Annotated in this window: 19 protein-coding genes; 5 read left to right on the forward strand and 14 right to left on the reverse strand. The window is 72.8% G+C overall.

Features of this window, described 5'->3' with window-relative positions; translation table 11 throughout:
• Positions 1-54 precede the first annotated feature (54 nt).
• Complete coding sequence (ileS, locus tag VMN58_09140) at positions 55-3,168, forward strand: isoleucine--tRNA ligase (protein ID HUF33355.1); 3,114 nt, start codon at positions 55-57, stop codon at positions 3,166-3,168.
• A 51-nt stretch (positions 3,169-3,219) separates the two neighbouring features.
• Here the strand turns inward: ileS and VMN58_09145 are convergent, their stop codons facing one another.
• The 10 genes from VMN58_09145 to murC all read right to left on the reverse strand — a co-directional run bounded on the left by VMN58_09145 (position 3,220) and on the right by murC (position 11,744).
• On the reverse strand, positions 3,220-3,984 hold the full coding sequence (locus VMN58_09145; GenBank protein HUF33356.1) for a hypothetical protein: 765 nt from the start codon (positions 3,982-3,984) through the stop codon (positions 3,220-3,222).
• Between the two features lie 136 nt (positions 3,985-4,120).
• Positions 4,121-5,065: a DivIVA domain-containing protein gene (locus VMN58_09150; GenBank protein HUF33357.1), complete on the reverse strand. Its 945-nt coding sequence runs from the start codon at positions 5,063-5,065 to the stop codon at positions 4,121-4,123.
• Between the two features lie 62 nt (positions 5,066-5,127).
• Positions 5,128-5,391 carry a YggT family protein gene (locus tag VMN58_09155; GenBank protein HUF33358.1) on the reverse strand — a complete coding sequence of 88 codons (264 nt, stop codon included), beginning with the start codon at positions 5,389-5,391 and terminating at the stop codon, positions 5,128-5,130.
• Positions 5,392-5,394: 3 nt separating this feature from the next.
• The gene (locus tag VMN58_09160; GenBank protein HUF33359.1) at positions 5,395-5,916 is read right to left on the reverse strand and encodes a cell division protein SepF; all 522 of its coding nucleotides are present in this window, start codon (positions 5,914-5,916) and stop codon (positions 5,395-5,397) included.
• A 28-nt stretch (positions 5,917-5,944) separates the two neighbouring features.
• A complete protein-coding gene (locus tag VMN58_09165) occupies positions 5,945-6,646 on the reverse strand; it encodes a YggS family pyridoxal phosphate-dependent enzyme (protein HUF33360.1) in 702 nt (233 codons plus the stop codon).
• Positions 6,643-7,296, reverse strand: coding sequence for a polyphenol oxidase family protein (locus tag VMN58_09170; protein HUF33361.1), 654 nt, complete (start codon positions 7,294-7,296; stop codon positions 6,643-6,645). Before VMN58_09170 ends, VMN58_09165 begins: the two co-directional genes overlap by 4 nt.
• Positions 7,293-8,372, reverse strand: a complete 1,080-nt coding sequence (gene ftsZ, locus VMN58_09175; GenBank protein HUF33362.1) for a cell division protein FtsZ — start codon at positions 8,370-8,372, stop codon at positions 7,293-7,295. Before ftsZ ends, VMN58_09170 begins: the two co-directional genes overlap by 4 nt.
• 137 nt (positions 8,373-8,509) lie before the next feature.
• Positions 8,510-9,286 carry an FtsQ-type POTRA domain-containing protein gene (locus tag VMN58_09180; GenBank protein ID HUF33363.1) on the reverse strand — a complete coding sequence of 259 codons (777 nt, stop codon included), beginning with the start codon at positions 9,284-9,286 and terminating at the stop codon, positions 8,510-8,512.
• A gap of 47 nt (positions 9,287-9,333) precedes the next feature.
• Entirely contained in the window at positions 9,334-10,299 is a 966-nt protein-coding gene (murB, locus tag VMN58_09185; protein ID HUF33364.1) for a UDP-N-acetylmuramate dehydrogenase, read from the reverse strand.
• A gap of 11 nt (positions 10,300-10,310) precedes the next feature.
• On the reverse strand, positions 10,311-11,744 hold the full coding sequence (gene murC, locus VMN58_09190; protein ID HUF33365.1) for a UDP-N-acetylmuramate--L-alanine ligase: 1,434 nt from the start codon (positions 11,742-11,744) through the stop codon (positions 10,311-10,313).
• A 41-nt stretch (positions 11,745-11,785) separates the two neighbouring features.
• On the opposite strand from murC, the gene VMN58_09195 reads away from it, so the two are divergent.
• From VMN58_09195 to VMN58_09210, 4 genes are read left to right on the forward strand one after another with little or no spacing between them, the layout of a single operon-like run.
• Positions 11,786-12,910 (forward strand): UDP-N-acetylglucosamine--N-acetylmuramyl-(pentapeptide) pyrophosphoryl-undecaprenol N-acetylglucosamine transferase, encoded by a 1,125-nt coding sequence (locus VMN58_09195; GenBank protein HUF33366.1) that lies wholly within the window; start codon positions 11,786-11,788, stop codon positions 12,908-12,910.
• Positions 12,907-13,929, forward strand: a complete 1,023-nt coding sequence (locus VMN58_09200; protein ID HUF33367.1) for a sugar phosphate nucleotidyltransferase — start codon at positions 12,907-12,909, stop codon at positions 13,927-13,929. The genes VMN58_09195 and VMN58_09200 overlap by 4 nt, the downstream gene beginning before the upstream one ends.
• Positions 13,930-14,913: an SDR family NAD(P)-dependent oxidoreductase gene (locus VMN58_09205; protein ID HUF33368.1), complete on the forward strand. Its 984-nt coding sequence runs from the start codon at positions 13,930-13,932 to the stop codon at positions 14,911-14,913.
• A gap of 20 nt (positions 14,914-14,933) precedes the next feature.
• Positions 14,934-16,109, forward strand: coding sequence for an AI-2E family transporter (locus tag VMN58_09210; GenBank protein HUF33369.1), 1,176 nt, complete (start codon positions 14,934-14,936; stop codon positions 16,107-16,109).
• Here VMN58_09210 and ftsW read toward each other — a convergent pair.
• From ftsW to VMN58_09230, 4 genes are read right to left on the reverse strand one after another with little or no spacing between them, the layout of a single operon-like run.
• Positions 16,106-17,296 (reverse strand): putative lipid II flippase FtsW, encoded by a 1,191-nt coding sequence (gene ftsW / locus VMN58_09215; GenBank protein HUF33370.1) that lies wholly within the window; start codon positions 17,294-17,296, stop codon positions 16,106-16,108. The two genes, VMN58_09210 and ftsW, sit on opposite strands and share 4 nt — an antisense overlap.
• A complete protein-coding gene (murD, locus tag VMN58_09220) occupies positions 17,293-18,645 on the reverse strand; it encodes a UDP-N-acetylmuramoyl-L-alanine--D-glutamate ligase (GenBank protein ID HUF33371.1) in 1,353 nt (450 codons plus the stop codon). Before murD ends, ftsW begins: the two co-directional genes overlap by 4 nt.
• Positions 18,645-19,682, reverse strand: a complete 1,038-nt coding sequence (gene mraY / locus VMN58_09225) for a phospho-N-acetylmuramoyl-pentapeptide-transferase (protein ID HUF33372.1) — start codon at positions 19,680-19,682, stop codon at positions 18,645-18,647. Before mraY ends, murD begins: the two co-directional genes overlap by 1 nt.
• Positions 19,679-21,136, reverse strand: a complete 1,458-nt coding sequence (locus VMN58_09230) for a UDP-N-acetylmuramoyl-L-alanyl-D-glutamate--2,6-diaminopimelate ligase (GenBank protein HUF33373.1) — start codon at positions 21,134-21,136, stop codon at positions 19,679-19,681. The genes mraY and VMN58_09230 overlap by 4 nt, the downstream gene beginning before the upstream one ends.

Here is a 21,136-nt window from a genome sequence, read left to right on the forward strand (position 1 = left end):
GCACCCTACCGGGGGCCGGACGGGACGGGGGTGGCCGGGTTCTACGCTTGCGCCATGCCCTTCGGCCCCGTGGAGCCCTTCGACCCCATCGCGCTCGAGGAGCGCGCCCTCGAGCGCTGGCGCCGCGACGACGTCGTCGGCACCGTCCGGACCCTGCGGGAGGACGGCGAGCCCTGGATCTTCTACGAGGGACCGCCCACCGCAAACGGCAAGCCGGGGCTCCACCACGTCTGGGCCCGCGTGTTCAAGGACCTCTTCCCACGCTTCCAGACCATGCGCGGCCGAAAGGTCCCGCGCAAGGGCGGCTGGGACTGCCACGGCCTGCCCGTGGAGCTCGAGGTCGAGAAGGAGCTCGGGCTCACCGGCAAGGACCAGATCGAGGCGTACGGCGTCGCCGAGTTCAACCAGCGCTGCCGCGACTCGGTGTCGCGCTACGTCGAGGACTGGTCGTCGCTCACCAGCCGGTCCGGCACCTGGATCGACACCAAGGACGCCTACTGGACCCTCAGCAACGACTACATCGAGTCCGTGTGGTGGCTGGTGAAGCAGCTCTGGGAGAAGGGGCTGCTCTACGAGGGCCACCGGGTCAGCCCCTACTGCCCCCGGTGCGGCACCGCCCTGTCCTCCCACGAGATGGGCCAGCCCGATGTCTACCGGGAGGTCACCGACCCCTCGATCTACGTTCGCTTCCCCCTGCGCGACGACGACGCCGACCTCCTCGTGTGGACCACGACGCCCTGGACGCTCATCTCCAACGTGGCCGCAGCGGTGGGCGCCGAGATCGAGTACGTCCGCGTCCACGAACCCGAGGGGCGCGACCTGGTCATGGCCCGGGCCGCTGCCGAGCGGCTCTTCGGAGAAGGCGCGCCCTACGAGGTCGTCGCCAGCCTCCGCGGCGCCGAGCTGGCCGGACGCCGCTACGAGCGACCGTACGAGCTCCTCGCGTACGGCCCGGGTGAGGCCGACCGCGCCGAGCGGGTCGTGCTCGCCGACTACGTCAGCACCGACGACGGCTCCGGCGTCGTGCACCTCGCACCCGCCTTCGGCGAGGACGACGCCGAGATCGGGCGGACCGAGGACCTCCCGGTGTTCAACCCCGTGGGACCCGACGGCGCCTTCGACGCCCGGGTGACGCCGTGGGCCGGCACCGGGGTGAAGGAGGCCGACCGCGGCATCATCGACGACCTCGCCACCCGCGGACTCCTCGTCCGCGAGCAGCCGTACCTGCACAGCTACCCCCACTGCTGGCGGTGCTCCACGCCCCTCATCTACTGGGCCAAGACCTCCTGGTTCGCCAGGACCTCCGAGCGGCGAGCTGAGCTGCTGCGCGAGAACGACCGCATCGCCTGGCACCCCGAGCACATCAGGACCGGCCGCTTCGGCAAGTGGCTGGAGAGCAACGTCGACTGGGCGCTGTCGCGCGACCGCTACTGGGGCACGCCCCTGCCCGTGTGGCGCTGCACCGAGGGCCACGACACCTGCGTGGGCTCGGTGGCGGAGCTGACCGAGCTCGCCGGCCGCGACCTCAGCGGCCTCGACCTCCACCGGCCCTACGTCGACGAGATCACCCTCACCTGTGCGCAGGAGGGTTGCGCCGCGACCGCCCGGCGCGTCGCGCCGGTGCTCGACGCCTGGTTCGACTCGGGGTCGATGCCCTCCGCCCAGCACCACCACCCGTTCGAGGACCGCTTCGCCGAGGCCTTCCCGGCCGACTTCATCTGCGAGGCGATCGACCAGACGCGCGGCTGGTTCTACACCCTGCTTGCCGTCAACACCCTGGTGTTCGACGAGACCCCGTACCGCAACGTCGTCTGCCTCGGGCACATCATCGACGGCGAGGGCCAGAAGATGTCGAAGTCCAAGGGCAACGTCATCGACCCGTGGCACATCTTCGCCACCTACGGCGCCGACGCCCTCCGCTGGTACTTCTTCTCGGCCGGCCAGCCCTGGACGCCGCGGCGCGTGTTCGAGGACGGCATCCGGGAGTCGACCCGCCAGACGCTGCTCACCCTCTGGAACGTGTGGTCGTTCTTCGCCACCTATGCCGACCTCGACGGTTGGTCGCCGCCCGCCGACGGCGACGGGGCCGGCACCTCGGCGCCGACCCACGTGCTCGACCGGTGGGTGCTCGGCCAGCTCGACGAGACGATCGTCGAGGTCACCGACGCCCTCGACGGCTTCGACGCCCTTCGAGGCGCCACCCGCCTGGCCGGCTTCGTCGACGACTTGTCGAACTGGTACGTCCGCCGCTCACGGTCACGCTTCTGGAAGGCCTCCGACCCCGACGCCCACGCCACCCTCCACCGCTGTCTCGTCGTCACCTCCGAGCTGCTGGCCCCCTTCTGCCCCTTCCTGGCCGACGAGCTCTGGACGGCCCTCACCGGCGGGCTCTCCGTCCACGCGGCCGACTGGCCCGTCCCGGGCGGCCACGCCGATGCCGAGCTCGCCGCCGAGGTCGACGTCGCCCGTCGCCTCGTCGCCCTCGGCCGGGCGGCGCGCACCGACGCCAAGGTCAAGGTCCGCCAGCCGCTCCGACGAGCGATGCTCCTCCACCCCGGCACGACCCTTCGCGACGAGGTCCGCGCCGAGGTCGCCGACGAGCTCAACGTCCGCCGCCTCGAGCAGGTCGAGTCGCTCGGCGGCCTCGTGCGATGGACCGTCGTGCCGAACTTCCGGGCCCTCGGCCCCCGCCTCGGCCCGCGCGTCAACGACGTGAAGGCCGCTCTCGCCGCCGCCGACGGGTCGGAGCTGCAACGGGCCCTCGAAGAGCACGGTCACGTGGAGGTCGCCGGCGAGCGGCTCGATGCCGCCGACGTGGAGGTCCGCGCCGACACCGCCGGCGACATCGCCTTGGCTCAGGAGGGGACCCACGCCGTGGCCCTCGACCTTGATCTCGACGACGAGCTGCTGGTGGAGGGCACCGCACGGGAGCTGGTGCGCGCCATCAACGACCGGCGCAAGGACGACGGGCTCGCCATCGCCGACCGCGTGTCGGCGGTCGTCTCGTCGCCCGCGGGAGGCAGGGTGGCCGCTGCGGTGGCGACCCACGGCGAGTGGATCGCCGGGGAGACCCTCGCCACCGAGCTCCGCCACGAGGAGGGCGCACCCCCGGGCGACCTCGAGCTCGACGGCGAAGCCGTCTCCGTGGGCCTCACCGTCACCGGTTGAGCGACGGGCGGCCGGGTCGCACCCGTCCGCCCGACCGTCGGCCGGAGCACGTCAGCGCCGGGTGGAGGACCGCTTCTTGGCCGCAGCCTTCTTGGCCGCCGGGCGCTTCTTGGCCACAGCCTTCTTGGCCGCCGGGCGCCTCTTGGCCACAGCCTTCTTGGCCGCCGGGCGCTTCTTGGCGGCGGCCTTCCTCGCCCGGGCGGGTGCCTCCTCTTCCTCCTCGGGCTCCCAGGCGCCGGCGGGCGTCGAGTCGTCGAGGTCGGCAGCGGTCGCGTCGGCAGGCGCACCGGCGAGGCGCTCCCGCAGCTCGCCGATCTGGTTGAGGATCGTGACCCGCGCCTTGCCCTCGCGCTCCTTCTCGTCGACCACGTCGAGCTCGTCGGCGTAGAGCTGTGCGAGGAGCGGTGTGATCTCCGATACGCGCAGCTCGTCGTAGTCAGCGATGGGGAAGAAGTCGGCGTCGTCCTCGACGTCGTCGTCGGGCAATGCCGTGGTGGGGGCGAAGGCGGCCTGCTCCACCACCGCCGGCGCCGGGGCGGGCGCCGGGGCGGGCATGGGCGTAGGGGCCGGCGCAGCGGCGACCGTCGTCGGCTCCTCCGATGCGCTGCTGGTGCCGACGGGCGCGGAGCCGCCGCCCGCGGCGGCTCCTGCGGCCTGCTGGCGGTTCATCCGGGTGGCGACGAACAACACGATGCCGGCCAGGACGCTGCAGGCGATCGACACGTAGATCAACGCGATCCCGGAGTCGGCGAGGAGACCGAGCACGAGCAGCACGGTCGCTACCAACACCAGGGCAAAGCTGATGAGCACTAACACGAGACGTCACCGATCCTTGTCGTTCGGGTGCGGCGTGATCCTAGACAGAGGTGGACCGCCGCTCGGTCATTCATGGCTTTCGGGGCGGAGGCGGAGCCTCCGTCGAACCGGGGGCCCCCTTCCCCCACTCGGCCGATCAGATGCGTCGCCACCGGTTGCGACCGGGGCCACCCTTGTCCCCACCGTCGTCGTCATCGGCCCAGTCGGTGCGGCTCTCGCGGGGTCCGAGCGGCTCCGGATCGTCCACGGCCCGGCGCAGCTCGGCGAGAAAGGGATCGGCCTCGGAGCCGCCGGCAGCGGGGTGGTCGTCTTCAGCAAGCACGTCGTAGAACCCGGTGGGCTCGCCGGCCGCGGCGTCATCACAGGCGCCGTTGACCACCGGGTGCGGACCGGTGTCGTCCTCGACGTCGCGTGTCTCGGCCACCTGCTCGGCCGGGCGATCGACGACGACAGCCGTCCGGTCGCCGCCTTCGGCCGTCCGGGCCTGGACGGGCTTGGCGTCGAGCGGGCTCAGGCCGGGGCGCGGCGGCATCTCGAGCCGCCCGGGCTGCTCGATCCAGGCGAGCTGCTCGCGCATCTCCTGGTGGAGGCGGTGCCGCTGGTCGTCCACGTAGGCTTGCATGGCGTCGGCCTCGCCCTCGAGCTGGCGACGACGGTCGGCGAGCGCACCGAGCTCTACCTCGGCCCGGGCCTCGGCGTCGGCCCGCACCCTCGCCGCGTGGCGCTCGGCCTCCTCACGGAGCTCTGCGCTGAGCCGTTCGGCGTCGGCGCGGACCTCCTCGGCCCGGGCCTCGGCCTCCGCCTCGATCCCCGCGGCCTCGGCACGCGCCTCGTCGAGGGCCACATCGGCGGTGCGCCGGGCGAGCACCAGGGTGCGCCGCAGCTCGTCGTCGTCGCCGCTGGTATCGAGGAGGCGCCGTTCGGCGTGGGTGGCCCGGTCGGCCGTCTCGCGCAGTCGAGCCTGCAGCTCCTCGAGGGCGACGGCGAGGCGCTCGAGGAAGTCGTCGACCTCGTCGGGGTTGTAGCCCCGCCACTGCTCCCGGAACTCGACCTCGCGAAGGAGCTGGGGGGAGACGTCCATGCCGGCGATGGTAGCGACCGGGCGGGGGGCGACCGGTGGACCGGTGCCGAGTCAGGGTGCCGTCAGATGCGGCACACCACCGGGAGGATCAGGAGCTGCATGCCGAAGATCACCACGATGGGCGAGAGATCGAGCCCCATGCCACCGAAGCGCACTGGGGGCAGGACCCTCCGCAGCGGTCCGAGCACCGGCTCGGTGATGCCGTACAGGAAGGAGAACACCGACGCCATGGCGCCGCCCTGGCTGATCGGGAACCAGCTGAGGAGGATGCGGGCGAAGATGGCGTAGAAGTACAGCGTGCCGATCGTGCAGAGGAGCTGGCCCACGGCTCAGGTCGCCTCGTCCTGCAGGCGTCGTTTCGTCTCGTCCGACACCGACACGTTGGAGGGGGTCAACAGGTACACCTGGTTCGTGACGCGCTCCATCTGGCCCCGGAGGCCGTAGCAGAGCCCGCTGGCGAAGTCGACGAGGCGGCGCGACAGCTCCTTCTCGACGCCCTGGAGGTTCACGATCACCGGGATGCCCGCCATGAACTTGTCGGCGACCTCCTGGGCCTCGTTGAACGAGAGCGGCGAGACGGCGTGCGGCTTGGCGCTCGCCGCCTGTGGGGTGATGGGGCGCACGACGCCACCTCCGCGGGGACGCATGGTCGGGGAGGCCGGCGGGACCTCGGGTCGGGGCTCCGGCTCGCGCGGCAGCGGACGGACCGCGCTCGGCGTCTCCTGGGGCGGAGGCGCGTACCTGCTGACGACCGGCGCGGGGCCGTCGTCGAGGGCGTCGTAGTCGTCGTACTCGTCGTCGGGACCGAGACCGAGGTAGTGCATGGCTCGTCGCCACATGCTGGTCGCCATCAGGGGACTCCTCCTTGCGAGGTGGACGTTAGTGTCGCATCCGGCCGGTGCCGGACCGCGGATCGGGGCGGGAGCCGAACAGGGCTCGGCCGACTCGAACGATGGTCGCTCCCTCGGACACGGCGATCTCGAGGTCGTCGCTCATGCCCATCGAGCGCTCCGCGAGGCCAAGGTCGTCGGCGAGGGTGCGCAGCGCGCGGAACGCAGGCCGGGACGCCTCAGGGTCGCCGGAGGGGCCGATGGCCATGAGCCCCGCGACGCTGAGGCCCAGCTCGCCGAGGCGCGCCACGAGGTCGGCGGTGCCACCGGGCTCGCACCCGCCCTTCTGCGCCTCCCCGGACACGTTGACCTGCACGAGCACCCGGGCGCCGGGCGAGCGCTTCGCCACCTCGTCCCCGACTGCGTCGCGGTCGATGCTCTGCCAGAGGTCGACCGAGGGGGCCACGAGGCGGACCTTGTTGGTCTGGAGGCGGCCCACGAAGTGCCAGTGCAGGGGTCGGGGCCCGTCGGCGAGCGCTTCGACCTTGGCCGCCATCTCCTGGGCGTAGCCCTCGCCCACGTCGAGGACCCCAGCGGCGTGGGCGGCGATCACGGCGTCGGGGCCGAACCCCTTGGTGACCGCCACCAGGCGGACCCGCTGCGGATCGCCGCCGGCGGCGGCGATCCGATCGCGCACCTCGGCCACGCGCGCCGCGACCGCGTCGACGTCGACGGGCACCACGTCGCTCACGGCGCGATCCAGACGGCGAGGGCCTGGCGCTCGGGATCGCCGCCGGCCCGGTGCGACCAGTGGGCGTCGCTGCACGCTGTGCACGTGCCGCGGTCGTCGACCTCGGTGACACCGGCGGCGGCGAGGGCGGCGTGGACCCCGGCCGGGAGGTCGAGGGCGGGCCGGCCGGCGGCGGTGGTCGAACGAACGTGGTCACCGAGAGCGGAGGCCACCTCGTCGAGATCGGCGTCCCCGAACTCGTAGCACGACGGGTGGATGCAAGGCCCCACCACGGCACGGACCGGACCCGGGGCGAGGTCGCGCACCGCCTCGACCGATGACGCCACGATGCCGGCGGCCAGCCCTCGCCAACCGGCGTGGACGGCAGCAACGGCACCCTCCCCGATCAGGGCGATGGGGGCGCAGTCGGCGGTCTGGACCGAGACCACGGCCCCTGGCACGGCGGTCACGGCGGCGTCGGCCTCGGTCCCGGCGTGCGCACCGGGCGCCTCGACCCGCACGACCCGCGCCCCGTGGACCTGGCGGAGCCACGTCCACGGCGCGTCGACGACTGCCCGTCGCCGGGCGTCGACGCCGGTCGAGTCGACGGCGAGGTCGCCGTCGGCCCGTCCGGTGAAGCGGATCTCGATCCTGCCGCCCAGCGCCCTCAGCGGAGGAAGGAGGGGACGTCGAAGTCGTCGTCGCCCTCGAGGTCGACCTCGTCGTCGGCGAAGACGTCTCGCCCACCCTCGTCGCCTGCCAGCGGGCGGGCGCGCTCCGAGCGGTCCTTGCCCTCCTCCCACCGGTCGAAGCCGGCGGCGATGACGGTGACGCGCACCTCGTCGCCCATCGAGTCGTCGATGACCGTCCCGAAGATGATGTTGGCGTCGGGGTGGGCCACGCCGTGGATGACCTCGGCAGCCTCGTTGACCTCGAAGAGGCCGAGGTCGCTGCCGCCGGAGATGCTGAGCAGGATGCCGCGAGCACCTTCGATGGACGCCTCGAGCAGCGGGCTCGAGATCGCGGCGCGGGCGGCGTTGAGCGAGCGGCCCTCGCCCGACCCGTAGCCGATGCCCATGAGGGCGGACCCGGCATTGGTCATGATCATCTTGACGTCGGCGAAGTCGGTGTTGATCAGTCCCGGCGTCGTGATGAGCTCGGTGATGCCCTGCACGCCCTGGAGCAGCACCTCGTCGGCCATCTTGAAGGCGTTGAGCACCGAGGTCTTCTCGTTCGAGACCGTGAGGAGCCGGTCGTTCGGGATGACGATGAGGGTGTCGACCTCGTCCTTCAGGCGCTGGATGCCCTGCTCGGCCTGGACCGAGCGGTTGCGCCCCTCGAAGGCGAAGGGCCGGGTGACCACGCCGATGGTGAGCGCCCCCAGGCTCTTGGCGATCTGGGCCACCACCGGGGCGCCACCGGTCCCGGTTCCGCCGCCCTTGCCGGCGGTGATGAACACCATGTCGGCGCCCTGGAGAGCGGCCTCGACCTCGGCACGGTGGTCCTCGGCGGCCTGGCGGCCGACCTCGGGGTCGCTGCCCGCCCCGAGGCCGCGGGTGACGTCCTGGCCGATGTCGAGCTTGAGCTCGGCGTCGCTCATCAACAGCGCCTGGGCGTCGGTGTTGACGGCGATGAACTCCACGCCCTTGAGCCCGGCATCGATCATGCGGTTGACGGCGTTGACGCCGCCCCCGCCGACGCCGACGACCTTGATCACCGCGAGGTAGTTCTGGGGGTTGCCGGCCATGTGTGTCCCTCCCGGGGAGTCAGTGGCGGCGGACCGCCGAACGTGCAAATGGCCGGGCTGACCCACAGGGGTCCCGCCCGGCCTTTACCTCAGGTGGAGGTTGAGCGTTCTGTCAACCTCTCGTTGTGATCGAGACTCTACCCTCCCTCCGTCGTGCGGGTCAAGGCGGGCGACGTGGGCACCCGCACATCGATGGTCGCCACGCCCTCGAGGTTGGCACCGGCGAGCACGGCCTCCAGCGCCAGCAGCTTGGCCTCCAAGGCCTCGGGCGGGCCGAGGAGCGCCAGCGCAGACCGCTCCCCTCCGGCGATGGCGACCTTGGCGGTGAGGGCACCTTCGTCGTCGGCGACCACCGCCAGGACGTCCGGGCGAAGGGCCCCGGAGAGCATCGACGCCACCCGGAGGGCCCCGGCGGCAGGGGCGCCGAGCAGATCGCCGACCTCACCGGCGACGCCGACCCCCTCGATCCGCGTGATCCCGCGGGGCACGTCGGCCACGCGCGCCAGCTGGTGGCCCTCGGCGTCGATGAGCATCCAGTCCGACTCCCCCGCCAGCGCCGCCACCGCCCGGCGCTCGACCACCTCGACCCGCACCGTCCCGGGCCAGTCACGCATCACCCGGGCGTCGGCGACCCACGGCAGCGCCCGCACCCGTGCCGCAGCGCGGGCGGTGTCGAGGGTCACCATCGCCTCACCAGGACTGATGTCCGACGCTGCCCGCACCTCATCGGCGCCGGTCTGGCGTGCGCCCTTCACCTCCAGGGCATCGACATCGAGCAGCGGCGACAGCGCCAGGCCCCACAGCATCGCCACGACGCCCAGGGCGGCGGCGGCGAGACCGGCGCGGCGCAGGCGACGGCGGCCCTCGTGGCGTGCCACCTCGATGCGCCGGGCCCGGATGCGGGGGTCGATCACCGGTCTGGCCGGCCGTACCCTGGGCCGCCGAGGCGGCGCCGTGCTGCTCAACCCTCGACCTGCGATCGAGGGTCAAGCGATCGAGGGTCAGGGAAGCCGACGAGGCGCACCTCGGGGTGGAGGGCCACGCCGGTCTCGGCCTCGACCCGGCGCTGAACCTCGACGATCAGGGCCGCCACGTCGTCAGCCCGGCCATCGGGATCGGCCTGGATGAAGTTGGCGTGCTTGTCCGAGACCTCGGCGGAGCCGAGTCTCATCCCCCGGCAGCCCGCCACGTCGACGAGGCGCCCGGCGGAGTCGCCAGGTGGGTTGGTGAAGACCGACCCTGCGTTCTGGCCGCCAGGCTGGTTGGCGCGCCGCCAGCGCACGATCTCGGAGACCTCCGCTGAGGCGGCTGCGGCATCACCCGGCGTCAGCTGGAACTCGGCGTCGAGGACGACTTGGGAGGGTCGCACCGCGGAGCGGCGGTAGCCGAGGTCGAGGTCACGGGCGAGCACCTGCTCATCGTTGCCGGTGGCGAGGTCGAATGCGCGGACCCGCAGCAGGGTCGCCGCCGTGTCGGAGCCGTGGCCCCCGGCGTTCATCCGCACCGCTCCACCCACCGTCCCGGGCACCCCGACCGCCCACTCCAGCCCGCGGAGGCCAGCCTTGGCGGTCCGGCGGGCCAGGACCGGCAGCGCCACGGCCCCACCGGCCCGCACGGTGGCCGAGCCGGCATCCAGCTCGATCCTGGCAAAGGCTTCACCGAGCACCAGGGCGAGGCCGGAGAAGCCGGCATCGGCGACCAGCAGGTTGGAGCCGTTGCCGACCACCAGGGTGGGGATGCCACCCGCGTCGGCCGCCGCCCGGAGCGCCTCGGCGGCCAGGGCGAGGTCGTCGTCGCCCTCCACCTCCAGCAGGAGGGCCGCGGTGCCGCCCACCCGGTAGGTCGTGCGCGGGCCGAGGGGTTCGTCCCGCCGAGCTCGGGACCCGAGCACGGCCGCCGCCGCGCCGAGGGCCGCCGGGTCGGTCACGGCGGTCCCGCTCACCCCGGCGACCCACCAACGAGCGGCAGGAGCTCGCCGGGGAGGGTGGTCAGGTCGCCGGCGCCGAGGGTCAGGCAGAGGTCGCCCGGCCGCAGCTCGTGGACGAGCCACGACCGGAGGTCGTCGCGCCGAGGCAGCCAGGCCACCCGCTGGTGGGGGTGGGCGTCGAGAACGGCATCGACGATGAGCTTGCCCGAGACGCCCGGGATCGGCGCCTGCCCGGCGGCGTAGATGTCGGTGACCGCGACCACGTCGGCATCGGTGAAGGCATCGGCGAAGGATCGCCACAGGTCGGCTGTCCGGGTGTAGCGGTGAGGCTGGAAGGCGCACACGATCCGGTCCCACCCACCGGCCCGGGCCGCCTCGAGCACCGACGCCACCTCGGTCGGGAGGTGGTCGTAGCTGTCGACGAAGGTCACGCCGCCGGCCTCGCCCCGTCGCTCGAAGCGCCGTCCCACGCCGGCGAAGGCGGCCAGGCCACGTCGGAGGCCCTCGACGTCGGCGCCGAGGGCACGGCCGACGGTGACCACGGCTGCCGCGTTGCGGGCGTTGTGCAGCCCCGGCGACGGCAGGCGGAAGCGACCGAGGTCGTCGGCCCCGGCCCGCAGGGCGAAGCTGACGCCGTCGCGGTCGGTCGTCACGTCGAAGAGCTGCACGTCGGCGGCCTCGCTCGTTCCGTAGGTGGTGCACCCGCCGACCCGGGTGGCCAGGGCGGCAGCGACGGGGTCGTCGGCGCACACCACCCGCGGGCCGGGCGAGGCGAGCAGGAAGCGGGCGAAGGCGTCCTGGAGCGCCTCGAAGCTGCCGTGGTGATCGAGGTGGTCGGGCTCGACGTTGGTGACGATGACCGCCTCGGCACCGAGCTCGAGGAAGGTCCCGTCGCTCTCGTCGGCCTCGACCACGAACCAGCCGTCGATACCCCCTCCCCATGCGGCGCCGGTGCCGATCCCGTTGACGTCGCCGCCCACGATGAACGACGGCTCAAACCCCGCCTCGCGGAGGGCGATGGCGAGCATCGCCGTGGTGCTGGTCTTGCCGTGGGTGCCGCTGACCGCCACCGTTCGCCGGGTGGCGCAGATGGCTGCCAGCGCCTCGGCCCGTCGCAGCACGGGCACACCGGCGGCCCGGGCGGAGGCGACGTCGGGGTCGTCGGCGCGGATCGCCGTCGAGATCGCCACCGCGTCGGCGGCGGCGGCACCCTCCGGGTCGGCCCCCACGGTGACGGCGATGCCCAGGCCGGCGAGGCGGTCGAGGACCGCAGACGGCCGCTGATCGCTACCCGACACCTGGTGGCCCATGGCGACGAGCACGGTGGCGATGGCGCTCATGCCCGAACCGCCGATGCCGACGACGTGCAGGCGGCTGGGGACGGAGAGGTCGAGGGAGGAGGCGCCGATGGGCGCCGAGACTACCGCCCGGGCGACCTCGGCCATCGTGCCCACCCCGCTGCCGGGCGTGGCAGAATCGCCCCTCCATGGCTGCCGGCGACCTCTCCTTCGTGATCGCCGCCGGCGGCACCGGCGGTCACATCTACCCGGGGCTGGCGTTGGCGGAGGCGATCCGCCGGGCACGCCCTGAGGCGGCGATCGCCTTCGCCGGCACGAGCCGGGGGCTCGAGGGGCGCCTGGTGCCCGAGGCCGGCCACCCCCTGCACGTCTACGGGATGGTGCAGTTCGCGGGGAGGGGCTGGCGCAAGGCGCTGGTCCCGCTCGCCCTCGGCCGCGCATCGCTCCAGGCCCGCTCGATCCTGCGCCGCGCCTCGGCCGACGTGGCCGTCAGCATGGGTGGCTACACGGGGATCCCCCTTGTCGTCGGCGCCCGGCTGGCCCGGGTCCCCTCGCTGATCCACGAGCCCGGGGCGGTGCCCGGCAAGGCCAACACCCTCGCCGCCCGCTTCACCCGCAACGTGGCGACCTCGTTCCCCCAGACCCGCTTCGGCGGCACCGAGGTCCGTCACGTGGGCTACCCCCTGCGCACCTCCATCACCTCCTTCGACCGGGACGCCCTGCGGGCCGACTCCCGCCGCGCGTTCGGCCTCGCCAACGGGACCGCGATGGTCCTCGTCACGGGCGGGAGCCAGGGTGCGATGTCGCTCAACCGCCTCGCCCTCGGCCTCGCCGAGCGCTGGGCCGGCCGCGACGACATCCGCATCGTCCTCAAGGCCGGCGCCCGCAGCCACGAGGAGGTGGAGTCGGCGCTGACCGCCAACCCCGGCGGTCACCTCGTCGACCTGGTGCGCTACATCGACCGCATGGACCACGCCTATGCCGCCGCCGACGTGGCGGTGTGCCGGGCCGGGGCCGGGACGGTCACCGAGCTGGCCATCGTGGGTCTGCCCTCGGTGCTGGTCCCCTATCCCCACGACGAGCACGACGAGCAGGTCCACAACGCCGAGCCGCTGGTGGCGTCGGGCGGCGCCGTGCTGGTGCGCGACCACGAGGCGACCGCCGAGGTCGTCGGTCCTGTGCTCGAAGCTCGCCTGGGCGATCCCACCAGGCTCACCGAGATGCAGGCGGCCATGCGGGCCAGCGCCCGGCCGCACGCCGCCGACGACCTCGCCGCCTGGGCGATCGAGCTGGCCGAGCGGGGGCGGCGGTGACCCTCTCCCCCACCCAACCCGCGGTCGAGGCGCTGCGCGCCCTGGAGGCCGGCTTCGCCCCGGTGCTCGAGGACGGCCGCGTCGTGGGCACGGTGTCCGACCGCTCCATCCGCCGGACCCTGCTCACCACCGCCGACTGGTCGGCGCTGCGGGTCGCCGACGTCCTCGACGACCCGCCCCTCACCGTGTCCCCGTCGACGCCCGACGTCGAGGTCCGGGCGGTGCTCGAGCGCAACCATGTCCGCGCCGTCGCCGTGGTCGACGACGACCGCCTCGTCGGCACCCGCACGGTCGCCGACGTCGAGGCGGCCATCCCGGCCACCACCGCGGTCGTCATGGCCGGTGGCAAGGGCAGCCGGCTCCAACCCCTCACCGACAAGGTCCCCAAGCCGCTGCTGGCGGTGGGGCGGGCGTCGATCCTCGAGCGCCTGCTCGAGAACTTCCACGAGGCGCTCGTCGGCGACGTGTGGCTGGCCGTCAACTACATGTCGGAGATGATCGAGGACCGCATCGGCGACGGCTCCGACTGGGGGGTGCGAGCCCGCTACCTCCACGAGGAGCAGCCGCTGCACACTGCCGGGGCGCTGGCGCTGCTGCCCGAGCGCCCCGAGGGGCCCATCCTGGTCACCCACGCCGACCAGGTCACGACCCTGCCGTTCGCCCGGATGGTCGACTACCACCTGGCCGAGGGGGCAGCGATCACGGTCGGGGCCTTCTACCACGAGGTCGCGGTCCCCTACGGGGTGCTGCGCATCGACGAGGTGGCGCTCACGGAGATCGACGAGAAGCCGACGCTGCGCTTCCCCTGCTTCGCCGGCTTCACCGTCCTCGACCCGGCGATGCTCGACCTGGTGCCGCCAGCGACGGTGTTCTCCATGGTCGACCTGATCGAGGCGGCCCGCGCCGCCGGCCACCGGGTGGTGGTGTTCCCGATCGTCGAGATGTGGCTCGACATCGGCAACTGGGAAGAGCTCAACCGGGCCCTCCTGTGGTCCGTGACCGGCGAAGAGGTGATGTAGGTGAAGTGGTCGGACAAGACGGTGCTCGTCACCGGCGGCGAGGGGTTCATCGGCTCCACGCTGGTCGAGCGGCTCGTGCAGGAGGGTGCCCGCGTGCGGGCCCTGACGCTGTACAACCCCTTCGGCCGGTACGGCTGGCTCGACCCGGTGGTCCACACCGAGGTGGAGGTGCTCCCCGGCGACGTCCGCGACGCCGAGCGCACCTTCGAGGCCGTCGACGGCTGCGACGTGGTCTTCCACCTCGCGGCGCTCATCGGCATCCCCTACAGCTACGTGGCCCCGGAGAGCTACGTGCAGGTCAACGTGAACGGGACCACCAACGTGGCCATGGCCTGCCGCCGTGCGGGCGTGGAGCGGATGGTCCACACCTCCACCAGCGAGACCTACGGCACCGCCATCACCGCCCCCATCAGCGAGGACCACCCGCTCCAGCCGCAGTCCCCGTACTCGGCCTCCAAGATCGGCGGCGACATGATGGCGCTGTCGTTCCACCACGCCTTCGAGCTCCCGGTGGCGGTGGTGCGGCCCTTCAACACCTATGGCCCCCGCCAGTCCAACCGCGCCGTGATCCCCACCATCCTCACCCAGCTCCACGCCGGGGCGACCGAGATCAAGCTCGGGAGCACCACCCCCACGCGCGACTTCAACTACGTCGACGACACCGTCGCCGGCTTCCTCGCCGTCGCCGCCTGCGACCGGGCGGTGGGCGAGGTCGTCAACATCGGCTCCGGACGGGAGATCTCCATCGGCGACCTGGTGCGGACCCTCATCGAGGTCACCGGGGCCGAGGCCGAGGTGGTCACCGACCCGGACCGGATGCGTCCCGCAGGCTCGGAGGTGGAGCGGTTGCTCTGCGACAACAGCCGGGCCCGGGAGTGGGCGGGCTGGGAGCCCGAGGTGAGCCTCGAGGAGGGTCTGCGCCGGACCTCCGACTGGATCCGCGAGCACCGCCACCTGATCGACACCGCCGGCTACGCCGTCTGACCGTCCCCGGGGGGGAACACGTGAGCGAACTGAGCACGCCGGCCGGGCCCACGGACCGACCGGGCACGCCGAGGAGCCTCCTGCCCACCCTGGCCCGGGCCGGCTCCGTCGCCTGGTGGCTCGTGGGCATCGGCCTCGCCGTCTCGTTCGCGTTCATCCTCTTCTTGCGGCTGCGGCTGGTGATGCTTCCGCTGATCATCGCCCTCCTGATCACCACCCTCCTCCAGCCGCTCGCCGACCGCTTGGAGCGACTCGGCCTCCGCCGACTCCCCGCCACCTGGCTGGTCTTCTTCGGGGGGGCGGCGGTCGTCATCGGAGCCCTGGTGCTGATCGTGCCCCAGACGGTCGGGCAGTTCGCGCAGCTCGGCGAGGACCTCGAGTCGGCCCTCAGGGAGATCGAGGAGTGGCTCGTCACCGGCCCCCTCGACCTCTCGGAGCAGCAGGTCGAGGGGTACGTGAACCAGGCCATCGACTCGATCCGCGGGGACACCGGGTCCGCGATCACCTCCCGGCTGCTCACCGGTGCCGCCATCGCCGGCGAGATCCTCGCCGGGATCGCCCTCTCGCTCGTGCTGGTCTTCTTCTTCGTCAAGGACGGGCACCAGATCGCCGAGTGGGCCTACGGCCACGCCCCCGACGACCGTCGGGCCGCCTACCGGGCCGCCGGGCAGCGGGCCTGGGAGAGCCTCGCCGGCTACCTGCGCGGAACGGCAATCACCGGGATGCTCGATGCCGTCCTCATCGGGCTCGGCCTCCTCGTCATCGGCGTGCCCCTCGTGCTCCCCCTAGCGATCATCACCTTCTTCGCCGCCTTCTTCCCCGTGGTCGGGGCCCCGACCGCGGGGCTGCTGGCGGTGCTCGTGGCACTGGTCAGCGGCGGGTTCCGGGACGCCCTCACCGTCCTCGCACTGGTCTTCGTGGTGCAACAGATCGAGAGCTACCTCTTCGCACCGTCGATCATGGGCCGGGCCGTGCGCCTCCATGCCGTGGTCGTCCTGGTCGTGCTCACCACTGGCGGGCTCATGGCCGGGCTGATCGGCGCGTTCCTCGCCGTCCCCACCACTGCCGTGGCCGTCGCCGTGGTCTCGGAGCTGCGGGCGTGGGACCGCCGCGGCGGGGCGCCTGGACCCGTGGGGCCGCCGGTGTCACTACCCCTCGACGCTGCCTCCCGGCACCGGGGGCCGTCAGCGGGTTAGTGCCTCGCGGCCCGCTCCGCGGGGTGGGCCGGTGAGCGCCGGGCGAGGCCACGGCCCTGGCGGGCGATGTTCAGGAGGATCCCGCAGGACGCCATCACCAGCAAGATCGACGACCCGCCGTAGGAGATGAACGGCAGCGTCACGCCGGTGATCGGGAGGATCCCGATCACCCCGCCGATGTTGACGAAGGCCTGCACCACGACCCAGGCGGTGATCCCCGCCGCCACCAGGGTCCCGAACCGGTCGGGGGCGGCGATGGCGACCTTGGTGCCGAGGACGGCGAAGCCCACGAAGCACGCCACGACCGCCAAGCCGCCGACGAGGCCGAGCTCCTCGGCGATGATGGCGAAGATGAAGTCGGTGTGGGCGTTGGGGAGGAACCCGTACTTCGCCCGGCTGGCGCCGAGGCCGACGCCGAGCAGGCCGCCCGAGGCCACCCCCATCAGCGACTGGTTGATGTGGTAGCCGACGTTGCCGGGGTCGGCCGACGGGTCGAGGAAGGCGAGGATGCGACGCCGTCGGTACGGCGCCCGGAGGGCGAGCACGACGGCGGCGGCGCCACCGGCGGCGACGACGGCGCTGAGGCGCAGGAGGGGCACCCCGGCCACGAACAGCACGGCGACGACGATGGCTCCGATCACGAGAGTGGACCCGAGGTCGGGCTGCAGCAACATCAGCCCCGAGGTGACGATGAGCACCGTCAGCACCGGCCGGAGGGTGACCCGTTCCTCGGCCATGCGGTCGGCGCGACGCGTCAGCAGGTCGGCGGCGAAGAGCAGCGCCGCCAGCTTCACCAGCTCGGCGGGCTGGAAGCGCACCGCCCCGGAGCCCACCCACCGGCCGGCGCCGTTGACCTCGATGCCCACCCCCGGGACGAGGACGGCGACCAGCAGCAGCCACGAGAGCCCGAGGAGCGGCACTGCGACGCGGCGCCAGCGCCGGTAGTCGACCCGCATCGCCGCCACCAGCGCAGCCGTGCCGACGGCGACGTAGAGCGCGTGGCGCACGAAGTACGTCCAGGTGGAGTCTGTCTCCTCGAACGCCTGCACCGAGGAGGCCGAGAGCACCATGACCAGGCCGATGGTGCTGAGCACCGCGACCAGCGCGGCGAGGAGGGCAAAGGTGGAGGTGCCGGCGGGCGTCGGCGCCGGGCGGCGGCGGCTGGTGGGCGCGGCGGTCCGGCTCACCGCCGGCTCCCGCGCTGCTCATGGACGGCCCGGGCGAAGTCGTCGCCGCGCTCCCCGTAGCCGCCGTACCAGTCGAACGAGGCGCACCCCGGCGACAGCACCACGGCGTCGCCGGGTCGGGCGACGGCGCGGGCGACATCGACGGCGTCGTCCATCGACGTCGCGGTGGTGACCTCCACGCCGGTGCCGGCGAAGGCCGTGGTCACCTCGGCCGCCGCCTCACCGATGGCCACCACGTGGCGGAGCCGGTCGGCCGAGTCGGCAAGGACCGACAGGTCGAGGCCTTTGTTGCGGCCGCCCGCCAACAGCACCACCGAGTCGAAGCCGGCGATCGCCGCGGCTGTGGCGTGGGGGTCGGTCGCCTTCGAGTCGTCGTAGAACCGCACCCCGCCATCATCGGCGACCAGGGCCAGCCGGTGGGGGAGCCCCCGGAAGGCCAGAAGGGCGTCCCGCACCGCCTGCCGGGGGATCCCGGCCTCGAGGGCGCAGGCGGCCGCCGCCAGGGCGTTGGTCAGGTCGTGGGGAAGGGCCCGGAAGAGCTCGTGACCTACAACCAAGACTGACCCGTCGGGCAGCACCAGGGCTCCGTCCACCACTCGGTAGTCGGTTTGTCCTACGCCGAAGGTCACCACCCGGCCCGGAGCCCCAGAGGCGGCTGCCATCACCACGGGATCGTCGGCGTTGACGATGGCGACGTCTTCCGGGCGCTGGCTGGCCCAGATCCGCGCCTTCGAGTGCGCGTAGTGCTCCATGTCGGGGTGCCAGTCGAGATGGTCCTCGGCCAGGTTGAGCCAGAGGGCGACATCGGGTCGGAAGGTCTCGGTGAACTCCAGCCGGAAGGACGAGGCCTCGACCACGACGAGGTCGAGGCCGTCGTCGAGCACCGCGACGAGTGGCACATCGTTGTTGCCGGCGGCGGCGGTGCGGCGGCCAGCCGCGGTGACCATGTCGGCGACGAGCGTCGTCACCGTGGTCTTGCCGTTGGTGCCGGTGATGGCGACCACCGGTGGAAGACCCCAGCGAGCGGCCAGCTCGAACTCGCTCCAGACCGGCACGCCCCGGTCCACAGCGGCGACGAGCACCGGGTGGGTGGGGCAGACCGCGGGACTGGGCACGACCACCGCCACCGTGTCGAGCAGGGCCACCGCCTCCTCTCCCGAGGGCGCCTCCACGAGGGTCAGCCCCAACTCGGTGGCGACCTGCCTGGCACGCTCCCCCGGCTGGTCCTCGATGGCGACCACCTCCACGCCCCGGCGCCGCAGCTCGCGAGCGGTGACCACCCCCGCTTGGCCGAGGCCGATGACCAGGGCCGGGCCGGGGACGCTGGCGGCCGGCGTCGGGCCGGCCATCAGTCGATGACCCCGGGGATCGAGATGTAGTCGGCGTAGAAGATGCCCACGCCCATGCCGGTCGCCATCCCCGCCAGGATCCAGAACCGGATGATCACCGTGATCTCCGGCCATCCGCCCAGCTCGTAGTGGTGGTGGATCGGGGCCATGCGGAACACTCGACGGTGGAAGAGGCGGAACGACGCCACCTGGACGATCACCGACAGCGTCTCGATCACGAAGATGCCGCCGACGATCGGCAGCAGGAGGTGGGTGTTGGTCATCAGCGCCAGACCGGCCAGGCCCGAGCCGACGGCGAGGGAGCCGGTGTCGCCCATGAAGATGCGAGCCGGCGCTGCGTTCCACCAGAGGAAGCCCGCGCACGCCCCGACCATCGCCGCCGCGACCAGCGCCAGGTCGAAGGCGTGGGGCTGGCGATAGATCTCGAAGTGGCGGAACGACCAGAAGCCGATGATCACGTATGCCGAGAAGGAGAAGAGGGCGGAGCCGGCAGCCAGGCCGTCGAGCCCGTCGGTGAGGTTGACGGCGTTGCTGGTCCCGAGGATCAACAGGACCGCCCAGACACCCCACACCCAAGGACCGAGGTCGATGTCAAGGGCATCGAACCGCGTGAAGGACAGGTTCGTGCTGACCGGGGTGTGGAACACGGCGATCACGGCGAAGCCGACCGCCACGGTGAGGAGGCCGGCCACCTTGGTCCGCTTGTTGAGGCCGAGGTTGCGGGCGTTGCGGACCTTGATCCAGTCGTCGAGGAAGCCGACGACGCCTGCACCGGCGATCGCGCCAATGACCAGGAGGCCGCTGCGGGTGAAGATGGCGCCCTCGCGGAGGTGGGCCAGCACGTAGCCCGCCATCGCGGCGCCCACCACGGTGATGCCCCCCATGGTGGGCGTTCCCGCCTTGGTGAAGTGCCCGCTCGGGCCGTCCTCGCGGATCGGCTGGCCGATGCCGTGGGCCCGCAGCCAGGTGATGAGGAAGGGCGTCCCCACGAGCGAGACCACGAGGGCGACCCCACTCGAGATGAGGAGCGCGATCACCGGCCCTCCCCCTCGGCACGGAGGCGGTCGAGCTCCTCACGCACGACGACCCGGTCGTCGAGCTCGATGGTGCGGTCACCGAGGGTCTGAGTCGTCTCGTGGCCCTTGCCTGCCACGATGACGACATCGCCGTCGGTGGCGTGGCGCAGGGCGAGGGCGATCGCCGCCCGCCGGTCGGGCTCGACCTCGATCGCCGCCCCGGAGGCGGCACCACTGCGGATGGCATCGATGATGGCCATGGGTTCCTCGCTGCGGGGGTTGTCGGACGTGATGACGCTGAGGTCGGCCAGCCGGCTCGCCACCTCGCCCATGGCGGGGCGCTTCTCCCGGTCCCGGTCGCCGCCGCACCCGAACACGATGACCACCCTGCCACCGGAGCCGATCTCGCGTGCCGCCCGCAGGACCTGCTCGATCCCGTCGGGCGTGTGGGCGTAGTCGACGATCACCGCCACCGGCGGGCCCGCTGCCACCACCTCGAAGCGCCCGTCGATCGGACCGACCGACGCCAGGCCCTCGGCCACCGCGTCGAGGGGGACCCCGACCTCTAGCGCGGCGGTCGCCGCTGCAAGGGCGTTGCGGACGTTGAACTCCCCCGAGAGCGGCAGGTGAATCCGCTCGCCCTGCCACGTGAACGTCGCCCCGGTCATGTGCAGCTCGAGGTCTGACGCGTCGTCGAGGGAGTAGGGCCTGGTGGGGATGCGGGCGGCATCGAGGAGGAGCCGGCCGTGGGGGTCGTCAGCGTTGACCACCGCACGCTCGGAGCGCTCCGGCTCGAAGAGCATCGCCTTGGCCGAGAAGTAGTCCTCCATGGTGGCGTGGATGTCGAGGTGGTCGCGACTGAGGTTGGTGAAGACCGCGACGGCGAAGCGGGTCCCGTCGACACGACGCTGGATCAGGCCGTGAGATGAGACCTCCATCGCCACCGCCTCGGTGCCGGCGGCGAGGAGGGAGGCCAGGCGGGCCTGCAGGTGAGCGGCACCGGGTGTGGTCGGTGGCTGGGACACGCCGGCGCGGTCGACGGGGCTGAGCGTCCCGATGGTGGCCGCCGGTCTCCCCGCCGCCCGGAGCACCGCGGCGAGGATCGCCACCGTGGTCGTCTTGCCGTTGGTGCCGGTGACGCCGACGATGTCGAGGTGGTGGGACGGGTCGCCGTGGAGGCGAGCCGCGAGCGGGCCGATGGCGGCCCGGCTGGAGGGGACCAGCACCTGTGGCACCGCCAGCGGGAGCTCGCGCTCGCACACCAGCGCCACCGCGCCCCGGGCGACCGCGTCGGCGGCGAGGTCGTGGCCGTCGACGTTCGCCCCCGGCACGCAGCAGTAGAGCGAGCGCTCCGCCACCTCGCGGGAGTCCTCGGTCACCGCCGTCACCGACACCTCGCCGGGGTCGCCGACGAGCTCGACGTCGGTGATGGCGTCGAGGAGGTCGGTCAGGGGGACGGGGGCATGTTCGGCCAC

This window comes from Acidimicrobiales bacterium (assembly GCA_035512495.1).
GTDB lineage: Bacteria > Actinomycetota > Acidimicrobiia > Acidimicrobiales > CADCSY01 > DATKDW01.